The sequence below is a fragment of the Paludisphaera rhizosphaerae genome (genome assembly GCF_011065895.1).
Classification (GTDB): domain Bacteria; phylum Planctomycetota; class Planctomycetia; order Isosphaerales; family Isosphaeraceae; genus Paludisphaera; species Paludisphaera rhizosphaerae.
The window spans coordinates 19,959-30,924 of the sequence record NZ_JAALCR010000052.1 but is presented as its reverse complement, the minus strand read 5'-3'; the positions used below and the strand labels follow the sequence as shown (position 1 = coordinate 30,924).

General features: G+C 66.1%; 7 protein-coding genes. 3 read left to right on the top strand and 4 right to left on the bottom strand.

Translation table 11 applies throughout. From position 1 onward, the window contains the following. Positions 1-85 precede the first annotated feature (85 nt). Complete coding sequence (locus G5C50_RS30810) at positions 86-1,543, bottom strand: sigma-54-dependent transcriptional regulator (RefSeq protein ID WP_165075603.1); 1,458 nt, start codon at positions 1,541-1,543, stop codon at positions 86-88. A 275-nt stretch (positions 1,544-1,818) separates the two neighbouring features. Here G5C50_RS30810 and G5C50_RS30805 point away from each other — a divergent pair, with 275 nt between their 5' ends. The 3 genes from G5C50_RS30805 to G5C50_RS30795 all read left to right on the top strand — a co-directional run bounded on the left by G5C50_RS30805 (position 1,819) and on the right by G5C50_RS30795 (position 7,140). Then, positions 1,819-3,207 (top strand): sulfatase family protein, encoded by a 1,389-nt coding sequence (locus G5C50_RS30805; protein WP_165075600.1) that lies wholly within the window; start codon positions 1,819-1,821, stop codon positions 3,205-3,207. Positions 3,208-3,331: 124 nt separating this feature from the next. After that, positions 3,332-4,501 (top strand): metallophosphoesterase family protein, encoded by a 1,170-nt coding sequence (locus tag G5C50_RS30800; RefSeq protein ID WP_165075597.1) that lies wholly within the window; start codon positions 3,332-3,334, stop codon positions 4,499-4,501. A 92-nt stretch (positions 4,502-4,593) separates the two neighbouring features. Next, complete coding sequence (locus tag G5C50_RS30795; protein WP_206107930.1) at positions 4,594-7,140, top strand: hypothetical protein; 2,547 nt, start codon at positions 4,594-4,596, stop codon at positions 7,138-7,140. Here G5C50_RS30795 and G5C50_RS30790 read toward each other — a convergent pair. The 3 genes from G5C50_RS30790 to G5C50_RS30780 all read right to left on the bottom strand — a co-directional run bounded on the left by G5C50_RS30790 (position 7,103) and on the right by G5C50_RS30780 (position 10,596). Continuing rightward, positions 7,103-8,980 carry an FAD-dependent oxidoreductase gene (locus G5C50_RS30790; protein WP_165075591.1) on the bottom strand — a complete coding sequence of 626 codons (1,878 nt, stop codon included), beginning with the start codon at positions 8,978-8,980 and terminating at the stop codon, positions 7,103-7,105. The two genes, G5C50_RS30795 and G5C50_RS30790, sit on opposite strands and share 38 nt — an antisense overlap. 158 nt (positions 8,981-9,138) lie before the next feature. Next, positions 9,139-10,215, bottom strand: coding sequence for a deoxyhypusine synthase family protein (locus G5C50_RS30785; RefSeq protein WP_165075588.1), 1,077 nt, complete (start codon positions 10,213-10,215; stop codon positions 9,139-9,141). Positions 10,216-10,275: 60 nt separating this feature from the next. Continuing rightward, the gene (locus tag G5C50_RS30780) at positions 10,276-10,596 is read right to left on the bottom strand and encodes a DMT family transporter (protein ID WP_165075586.1); all 321 of its coding nucleotides are present in this window, start codon (positions 10,594-10,596) and stop codon (positions 10,276-10,278) included. Positions 10,597-10,966: the final 370 nt, after the last annotated feature.

Here is a 10,966-nt window from a genome sequence, read left to right as displayed (position 1 = left end):
GGGTGCCCCTACGAACGGCTGGCGCTCCAGGAACGTCCAGTCGTCCGCTTCGACTCGGTTCCAGGCCGATCGCGCTGAGCCGGCCTTACGCCACGTCGAACGATGCGGCGTAAGCAGAACGGCTCGTTGAGGCCTTGCGCGTGCGGCGGTTGGCGGGTTTGAAGTCGGCCTTGTCGATCTGGTAGCGGCGGAGCTTCTCGGAGATGCTGCGCCGTGAGAGGCCGCAGTGTGCGGCGCACTGGTCGATCCGGCCGCGGTACTTCTCCAGCACGCGGGCCAGATACGCCTTTTCGATCCGCTGGGTCAGGTCGTCGGTGAGTTCCTGGAGCGGACGGAAGTGGTCGAAGTCCAGGCTGAACGGCTCGTCGCCGCGAGGGACGATCTCAGGCGGGAGGTTGTCGGGCTCGATGGTCGCCCCGGGGGTGGTCAGGACCATCAGTTCGATGACGTGCTCCAACTCGCGGACGTTCCCCGGCCAGTCGTAGCGGAGAAGTTGCGAGAGCGTGGCTCGCGACATCGACTTGGTCGGCAGCCCGCGCTCTTCCATCTTGTGGAGGAAGTGGTGGACCAGCAGCGGCACATCGTCGCGCCGGTCGCGGAGCGGCGGAACCTCGATCGAGACGACGTTGAGTCGATAAAAGAGGTCGCTGCGGAACTTCCCCTGCGCCACGGCCTCGGCGAGATTCACGTTCGTCGCGGCCAGGACACGGCAATCGGCCTGGATCGGCTCCAACCCGCCGACGCGCTCGAAGCGGCCGTCCTGGAGCACACGGAGGAGCTTGGCCTGCATGCCGATCGGCATCTCGCCGATCTCGTCGAGAAAGAGCGTCCCACCAGCCGCGGCCTCGAACCGACCGATCTGGAGGCGGTCGGCCCCGGTGAAAGCCCCTTTCTCGTGGCCGAACAACTCGCTTTCCAGCAAATGTTCCGGCAGTGCGGCGCAATTCACGATCCGGAGCGGGCCGCCGCGACGCTTAACGTCACTGTGGTGGATCGCCGAAGCCACCAACTCCTTGCCCGTCCCGGTCTCGCCGGTGATCAGCACCGTGCATGGGGATGAGCCCACCCGCTCCACCTTGGCGAAGACGTCGGCCATCCGCCGGCTACGGCCCAGCAAATTGTGATAGGCGAACCGACGCCGCAGCCGCGTATTGAGCGCGGCGATCTCGTCGACCAGCGTCCGATCCTTGAGCGCCTTCTCAACCTGGTGCTGGAACAGTTCGGGGTCGATCGGCTTGACCACGAAATCGTACGCGCCGAGGCGGATGGACTCGACGGCCATCTCCAGGCTGGGCTCGCCGGCGATGACGATGACCGTCACCGGCAAGTCGCGCGCTCGGATCTCACGAATCAGGTCGATGCCGTCGACGCCGGGAAGCATGACGTCGGTGACGACCAGAGAAAACGGCTTTTCGACGAGCAGCTCAAGGGCCGCGGTGGCGTCGTGAACGATGGTCACTTCGCGACCCGGACCGGACAGGATTTGTTCGAGCTGCTGGCAGTAAAGCTCGCTGTCTTCCACAACGAGGATGCGTCGATCCATGGCGCCCTCATCCAGTTGAGGCGTTGTCCACTCCTGTTGTCGCCGGGCCGCAGCCCGAGCCGCCATGATGCGAAAGAGCTGGAAGCGCGGTCTGGCTCTATCGTCTCGTGTGTGACTATACCAGGACACTCCCCTCGTTCAACCCCAGTTTTCCGGCGACCCGCGGATTCCCGAGCCTTCACGGCCTGCCGAGGCCGTGTCGGCGGACCTTCAGAACGCTACACTGAAGGAATCCGGAGTCTGCCGCCGTCCCCTCCCGAGGAGTCCGCATCTCCATGAGACGCCCCGCCCGCACCCTCCTGTTCCTGACCGCCGCGATCCTGAGCCTGACCGGCGGTCGCGCGACCGCCGCCGACCGGCCTGACGTCGTCGTCTTTCTGATCGACGACATGGACTGGAGATCGGCGTCGATCTACGGCGGCAAGGACGTGCCAACGCCCAACATGGACCGGGTCGCGGCCGACGGCATGACCTTCTCCTACGCCTTCGTCGCCTCGCCGAGCTGCGCCCCCAGCCGCGCCGCCCTGCTCACCGGCCTGGACCCGATGCGCAACGGGTCGATGATCAACCACGCCAGGCCGAAGGCCGACATCAAGCGCTGGCCCGCCTACTTCAAGGAACTCGGCTACGAGACGGCGGCGATCGGCAAGACGGCTCACTACGCCCAGGTCACCGAATACGGCTTCGACCACGTCAGCCACTTCAAGTATCACGAGGACACCTGCATCCAGGCGGCCGTCGACTGGCTGGCGGCCCGGAAGTCGGACAAGCCCCTCTGCCTGCTCGTCGGCACAAATTGGTCGCACGTCCCCTGGCCGAAGGAGTCGAACGTCTCGCCCGACGCCGTCGAGGTCCCAGCCAACCAGATCGAGACGCCCGAAACCCGCGCCGCGCTCTCCCGCTACGACGCCGCCGTCTCCAACGCCGACCGCGACCTGGGCATGGTCTACGACGCGATGAAGAAGCACCTCAAGCCGGACACCCTCTTCCTCTTCTCGGCCGATCACGGGGCCCAGTTGCCGTTCGGCAAGTGGAACTGCTACGACGCCGGCATGCGGACGCCCCTCGTCGTCGCCTGGCCCGGGAAGATCAAGCCGGGGAGCCGCTCCGACGCGATCGTCAGCTGGATCGACTTCCTCCCGACCTGCGTGGAAGCCGCGGGCGGCACACCTCCGGGGTCTCTCAGCGGGAGGTCGTTCCTGGGCGTCCTGGAGGGGAAGGCCGACCGCCTTCGCGACGAGGTCTACCTGACCCATAGCGCCGACGGGATCATGAACAACTACCCGATCCGGGGCGTCCGCACCCGCGACTGGAAGTACCTCCGCAACCTCGACCCCGACGCGGAGCACCACACCCACATCGACAAGGGCGTGGCCATCGACGGCAAGACGTTCTGGGACTCGTGGAAGCGAGCCGCCGAGAACGACCCCAAGGCCGCAGCGACCGTCGCCCGCTACCACCACCGCCCCGCCGAGGAGTTGTACGACCTCCGCTCCGACCCCTCCGAACTTCACAACCTCGCCGCCGACCCCGCGCAGGCCGATCGGCTCGCCGAACTCCGCGGCAAGGTCGACGCCTGGATGAAGGACCAGGGCGACAAGGGCCTCGAAACCGAGAAGACCATCGCCCCTCCCCGCGCAAGAGCCGCCGCCGCCGCTCGCTGAGCCCATCGCGGAACGCCTACCTGCGTGGCCATGGACCGGCGTGGTGGACGCCACGGCCGTCACCCCTCGCATGCCCACGACAAGCGTGGGCAAGGCACCCTATAAATCAGGGCATGCGAACGACATGATCAAACTCGCATACAAAACGCCGCTTCTCGCCGGGGCGCTGATCTTCGGCTCCTTGACGGCGTGGGCCGAAGCGCCGTCCCAGGCGATCACCCGCGTCTGGCTGACGCACCGCTCCAACGATCCATCGCACATCGTCGTGAACTGGACGTCGCCCGAGCCGGGGCCGTCCCTGGTTCGTTACGGGACGTCGTCCGACGACATGGCCGAGGTCCGCGTCGAGGGCTCGCGGACGTTGCATCACGTCGAGATTCCGATTCCTCGGCGAGACGCGGCCTACCACTACAGCGTCGCCACGGGCGCGGACAGATCGGCTGAGGCGACCTTCAAGGGCTATCCGACGGAGGTCCTCCGCGTGGCGGTCGTCGCCGACTGGCAGCAGAAGCCGGACCTCGCCGCGCTCATCAAGGACGACGTCCACCTGCTGACGACCGGCGGCGACAACATCCCAGGGCTTCATCCGGCGAAGAAGAACGCTGCCAGGACCCGCGTCGTCGCCTATGAACAGTTGATCGACGCCTACCCCGCCCTCTTCCGATCGACGCCCTTCCTCCCCGTCCTGGGCAACCACGACAAGGAGTACCGCGTCCGTGGCGACAAGCCGCCGGCGGAGCCTGTGTACGACCTGGAAGCGTCCGCCTTCCGGTCGTTCTTCGCCCTCCCCGACGACGGCCGGACGTGGCGGTTCGACGTCGACGATTTCAAGCTCCGTCTGATCGGACTCGACGTCAATCACATCGGCGACATGGGGACGACCTGGCAGGCTTGCCGGCCGATCGACGCCGACTCGGAGATCCTCGCCTGGTATCGAAGCCAGATGAAGAACGCCTCCGGCCGGTTCGTCGTCACCCTGCACAACGAGCGGAACTCCCGCCTGATGGGCCAGGCCGACGGCGAGTGGGGCCGGCTCATGGGCCTCGGCACCACGGCCGTGACCGGCTTCGGCTACTTCGCTCAGCGTTCCGAGATCCAGGGAGGAACGTATTACAACGTCTCCCTGCGCAACAAAGACGACTCCAAGCCGGAGCCCGGCTCGAAGTACCTCGACAAGGGGGGGGTCTACCTGCTGCTGACCGCCCGCAGATCCCCTCCCCAACTCACCGCCGAGATCAAGCGGCTCGACGGATCAGTCGTGGACGCGCACGATTTCACCATCCCGGCCCGCTGAGTGCCGGCTGTTGGTCGACTTCTCAGGTCCAGACGCGCAGAATGGCGGCAATCGGCCGGCCTTCACCCCCGGCCCGATCGAGGATCGACGCCATGACGCTCTGGACCACGACGGTCGTTTTGTGTGGGTCGTTCATCGGGCAGATCCCCCAGGACTCCAGCCTGGGGCCGGGCGCCGAAGCCATGGCCGATGGTCCGCGCTTCAAGAACATCACGCTGGAGATGAGCCTCAAGCCGTTCAAAAAGAACGAACCGGACGCCATCCGCGCCGTCTGCCGTCAAGTCTTCACCCAGTGGGCACCCCTGCTCCGCCGGGCCGACCAGGTCTCGATCATGATGTGGACGGCCGACGGCTCGGAGATCCTGGAATACACCGGCGAGCCCTCCCAACGATTGGAGTGGGGTCGATACCTGGGCAATCCGAATTCCGGTCGCGCCGTGGGCTCGGATCCGGACGCCCCGCTGTCAATCCACGACCGGGCGTTCCTCTACATGGAGAACCCGCCCGAGTACACGCTGGGAGACCTGCGGTCCATCGTCGCCGCCCTGAAGGACGAGGGCCGCCGGGCGACCGGCAAGCCCGTACGGGTGGGGGCGACGTTCGACCCCGGCCCCGAGTTCGCCCGCTCCGACTTCAAATACAAAAAACATCCTGAAATCTGCATGTCGGCGACGATGGGGGCGAAGAGTTTCGTCTGCTGCTACGCCGTGTTGCACGCGGATTCCTCGTCTTACGCCGGATTCCCCCAGGGAATTCCTGAGGGGACGCCGTTCGGCGTGTTCCTCGGCCGCCAGGCCCAACGGTTCTTGACCGATATGGGATACGACTACCTCTGGTTCTCCAACGGGTTGGGGTTCGGGCTGGAGCCCTGGTCGTCGACCGGAGCCGTCTTCGACGGCAAGAGTTTTCGCGTGGATAAGCTCACCGAGACCCGCGCACGCATCAAGGAGTTCTGGGAGGGTTTTCGTCGCGAATGCCCAAGCCTCCGCATCGAGACTCGGGGCACGAACCTGGCGACGGGGATCGACCTGGCTAAGGACGGCGTCGACCTGCGGGCGATCTACACCGGCGGGTACAACATCCTGCCGCCCCCCAACTCGCCCTGGGCCGCGCTCGACGGCGACTTCGGGCTGGAGTTGGCCGGCTTTCTCTCGCGGATGGCCGAGTTGCCCGCCGAGGATTACCTGTTCCGCTTCTACACGCACGACCCCTGGTGGATCAACAGCCCCTGGATCGACCGCTACGGCCGCGAGCCCCACGACGTCTACCTGCCGTCGGCCTGCACGCGAGTCGATCACGAGGGCCGCGTCGTTCCCCCCTCGCACCTCAACATCCTGACCGTCGACGATTCCTTCGGCAATATGCCCGACCGCGTCCCCAACGAGGTGATCCCTCGCATCCTCGAGGGTCGTCGCGACGCCCCCGACGCGCCCGGCCCGTTCGTCTGGGTCTACCCCTGGGACGCTTACCACGACGCCGCGCAGAATTCGCCCGGCCGCTTGCCCGAGGTCTTCGCGGGCGACTGGACCATCCGCCAGGCGATCAACGCCGGGTTCCCGCTGAACACCGTCGTCTCCACGACCGGCTTTCTGGACGCGATCGCCAAGAAGTCGGACCTCTTCCGCGGCTGCGTGCTCGTCACGACCGTCCCCGAGCCGGGTTCCGCGTTCGAAACCCACCTCCTCCAAGACGTCCAGGGTGGAGGCCAGGCGATGGTCTACGGTCCGCTCCGCCACGCGAGTCCAGCATTCCTGGAAGCCGCCGGCCTGGCGGTCGCTGAGCCAATCGACGGCGAATTCGACGTCGAGACCGACCTCCTTCACGGCGACGAGTTGAAGCAGGCGCACTACCCCACCCGAATCCGTCACGACGCTCTGGTCAACGGCGGCGGGGTGGAATCGGTCGCGAAGGGCCGCGGCGACGAGTCGACGCGCATGCTGGCCTCGCTGAAAGGGGACGGCCGCTGGCGCGATCTGATCGTGGCTACGGCTCAACCCGAGTGGAAAGGCGGCAAGATCGTCTACGCCCGCGGAACGCACTCCAACCGCTACACCGGCGGCCGACTCCTCAGGCCCGACGATCCCGACAAGTACCTCGACGGCGGCATGCTGATGCGAGCGGCCCTGCGCGAATTCGGCTACACGTTCGACCAGGCGAAGCTGCGGCCCTCCCAGCGCAGTCCGGTCGTCTGCGTCGCCCGGAGCAAGAACGGTTATTTCCTCTCCGGTTACACCCCCGACACGACGGTCGAGCAACGCCTGAGGTTTCCCCAGGGCGCACCACTCCTTCTCGGCCTCGAAACGATCCTCAACGAAGGTCGTTCGACCTACCAGATGCCCAGGGGATGGCATCGCGAATGCCGCGTCTTCGTCGACCAGCCGGCCGGCGGCCGCGTCGGCTTCAATGAGCTGCACTCCAACGAGCGCGGCGTGACCCGCCGCCTGGAAGTCGACGGCCTCGCCGACGCCTCAGTGATCTTCTACCCCGACGCCGACGCCCGCGAGGAAAATATCCGCGTCTACCTCAACGGCATATACCCGTGGATGAAGAACCGGATCCCTTTCGAGAAGGGACCCGAGCGCTTCGGCCGTTGCTATCAGGTCAAGGGCGTGACGGGGAGACTGGCGATCGCGTGGTGACGGCCTTCAGGAATTCGTCCAGAGCCTCCGCCCGGGTCGCGGCGCGGATCTCCAGGGGAACGTTTCCGCCGACGCCGAAAAGCTCCCACCACCGCTTCAACTCGTCCGCTGAGGGCTTCTCGTTGGGCCGGGCGAGCCAGGAGTCGGCGTCGAGCCAGCCTTGCAGGGCGAGCGCCTGGACGGCCGCGAAATGCGGATCGCCGGGCTTCATGTCCTGGAAGTACATGAGCACGGCTCCATTTTTCAGCAGCCGATCGCGAAGCGCGGAGTACGGCACCTTTCGCGGGGCGACGTCGGCCTCAACGGCCAGCGCCGCGGCCTCGCCGGCGGCTTCGCCCAGGGCCATCCAGCAGGGCTCCATCCGGAGGGTGCTGAAGCCGACGTGCGTCCCGGAGACCGGCACCGGCGTCAGCAGGCCGTCGACCGTCTTCGGGACGATCACGCCGTAAGGGACCGTGTACGGCTTGCTGGGGGAGCTGAAGAAGCCGTCGAGGTGGGCCCGGCCCGGCTCGCGCTTGCGGACGGCGTGCGAATCGAGCGCGTAGTGGCTGGCGGTGATGCTGTTCTCGTGAATCGGCGGACGGCCATTAGGTTTCGTCGGGATCGCGTCCTTGGCGGTGAACCAGTACTCCCCGACGATCCGCCTCCCCTCGCGGACGTAAACCTGGCGTGGGAAGTTGCCGTTGTCGGCGAACTCCGACTTCGCCGGGGCCCACTCGCGGCATCGGGCGCGGAAGTCCTCGGGGAGCGAGGGGTCGTTCTGGGCGAAGTAGAGCAGCCCCAGCGTGTAGTCGCGCAAACGTGCGGCGAAGCGGTCGCGCCAGTCCCAACCCGAAGTCGGCCAGGGCCAGTTCTCCTCGGGGAGGTCGGTCGAGAGAAAGTTCCAGTGCTGGTTGTTGGCGTCGACCTTGCCATTGGGGATGGCCACCGGGTTGACCACCCGGCCGATGGCATTCCAGGCCAGGGCCGTCGGCTTCGGCCCCTTGCCGTCGGCCGGCGCGGTGGTGCGGTTCTCGCGGATGTCGTCGGCCAGCGAGAGGAACTCGTCGCGGTTGTAGTTGGCCGGCTTCTCGACGACGGCGCGATCGTCGGGGTTCTTCGTCAGGGTGAGACGGTAGTTAAACGCCTGGATGGCGTTGTCGGCCTGGCCGGTCGAGCCGGCGGCCGGGGTGCCTCCCCAGGGCTTGTAGATCCGGCCGGCCATCGCCTCGCCGAACTCCTCGCGGCCCTCGCGACCGGCGCGGAACTCGCAGCCGGCCGCCCCGGCGAGGTCTCCCTCATAGGTCGCGTCGATGAAGACCTTGGCGCGATAGGTCTCGACGGCCCCCGAGTCACGGTCGCGGACGCGGATCGCGACCAGCCGCCCGTTCTGGAGGTCGACGTTCTCGGGCTCACCGTCGAACTGCCGCCGGCGCAGGACGGTGAGACGATCCTTGCGCTCAGCCAGGAGCGATTCGAACACCTGCTCGGCGACGCGGGGCTCGAAGTGGTAGCCGTCGGAGCAGTCGCGGGCCTGGGGCGAGTCGGCCCTGTAGGTCTCGACGTAGTGCCGCTTGACCCGACCGACGAACTCCAGGAAGAGGCCGCCGGTGGCTCCCCGGGTGCCGATGTCGGTGGCCCCCAGCCCGTTCGCCGGCAGCCCGCCGATGTGCGCCCCCCGCTCCAGGATCGCCGCCGACTTCCCTGCCCTCGCCGCCGCCACCCCCGCCATGATCCCGCCCGGCGTGCCGCCGACGATCACGACGTCATAGGAGCCGTCCCCTGCGCGGACGGCGGAGATCGAGAGCGTGAGTAAACAGAGGACGAGGACGCGTCGTCCGAAGTTGCCGCGAATGCTCATGGGTTCGACCGCCGCTGGAGAGGGTTGCGACTGACCGGGGGCCTTCCTCCGACGAGCCGAGTATGCCCGCGAAGCAAGCCCACCGCAACCTTCCGCGGAGGATCACCCGTCGCCTGGAGCCAGCAGGCCGGCCTGCTGGCTCCAGGAGCGTCGGGATTTCAACTCTTGACGGTCGCCTTCTTGGCGGTCGCTTTCTTGCCCGCCGACTTCTTGGAGGCCGGCTTCTTGGCTGCGGTCGCTTCCTTGATGATGCGGTTAGCCTCCTTGGGATCGGCCTTGCATTCCAGGAGGGCGGAGAGCATCAGGGGGGCGACGATGGTGGCGTCGGATTCGACGACGAACATCGGCGTGTCCTGGGTCAGCTTGTCCCAGGTGATCTTCTCGTTCGGGGTCGCGCCCGAGTACGAGCCGTAGGACGTGGTGGAGTCCGAGATCTGGCAGAAGTAGCTCCAGGGCTTGGCGTCTTCTTCCAGGTCGTACTTGATCGAGGGGACGACGCAGATCGGGAAGTCGCCCGCGATGCCGCCGCCGATCTGGAAGAAGCCGACGCCCTTCCCCTTCGACAGTTCGCGGTAGCGGTCGTAGAAGTCGACCATGTACTCGATGCCCGACTTGGCGATGTTCGCGCTGAAGTCGCCGAACTTCACGTGCGAGGCGAAGATGTTGCCGAAGGTGGAGTCCTCGTAGCCGGGGACGACGATCGGCAGCCGCGCCTTGGCGGCGGCGAGCAGCCAGCATTCCTCGGGGTCGCCTTCGTACAGGTCGTCGCCGATGGTCAGCACGAGGTCGTAGAAGTACTCGTGCCAGAACTTGCGGTCGCCGCTGGCCATGGCCTTCTTCCACATCGGCACGACGAACTTCTCAACCGCGCGGAAGGCCTCGTCCTCGGGGATGCTCGTATCGGTGACGCGCCTCATTCGGTCGTCGAGGATCTTGGTGTCGTCTGCCTTGGTGAAGTAGCGGTAGTCCGGAAAGTCCTTGTAGCTGTCGTGGGCGACCAGCCGGAACAGCGACTCTTCCAGGTTGGCCCCGGTGACGGAAAGCCCGTGGATGAGCCCCGCCCGGATCGCCGGCGCAAGCGTGATCCCTAGCTGGGCCGACGACATCGCCCCGGCCACCGCCCAGAACATCTTGCCGCCCCCGTCGACGTGCTTCCAGTAAGCGAGCGTCGCGTCTTTCAGGGCTCGGGCGTTGAAGTTCTTGTAGTTCTTGAGCAGGAAGTTGAGCGTGTTCATGAGCCTTGGTTCGTAGGTTGAGGGAGGGCGACCGTCAGGGAACACCCCTTTTATACTGATTCAGTGCGGCGAGAGGAACTTGAGCCCCACGATTCCCGCCACGACCATCCCGACGCACGCCAGCCGGCGAGGATCGCCAGACTCGCCGAACATCAAAACGCCGACCACCACGGACCCGACTGCCCCGATCCCCGTCCAGACCGTATAGGCCGTCCCGAGGGGGAGGGATTTGAGCGACACGCCCAGCAGATAAACGCTGGCGAACATGAACGCCGCGAAGCCCAGGCTCGGCCAGAAGACGGTGAATCCCCTGGAGGATTTCAGACAGACCGCCCAACCGACTTCGAGCAGGCCGGCAACGAACAAGACGACCCAGGCCATAGCCTTCTCTCCTTGGAGAAGTGACTACGGGGTCGTCCCCGCCGAAATCGAGATTTGCGTGAGAATGCCCCACGAAACCGTGGGGTCGTCCCCACGGGTCTTATGATAAATCGCCCCGCAACGGTTTCAAGGTCGTTCGACGAGATCGAGGAACCGTGGACGCCCGAGATCGCCCATGGATCGTCGCATCCTCCGCAGCGGTGCACCAACGGCCGCAGCTCGGAGCCCCCTCATTTCTGAATGATCCTTGATCATCGGCCTCAGTTCTTATATAAGAACCGTTAATGAACATCTCCTCGTAAACTCGACGCACCGAGTCCCTTTGATCGGCGGCTCGAGACGTCTATTCACATCCTCGGTCGGGTCCATT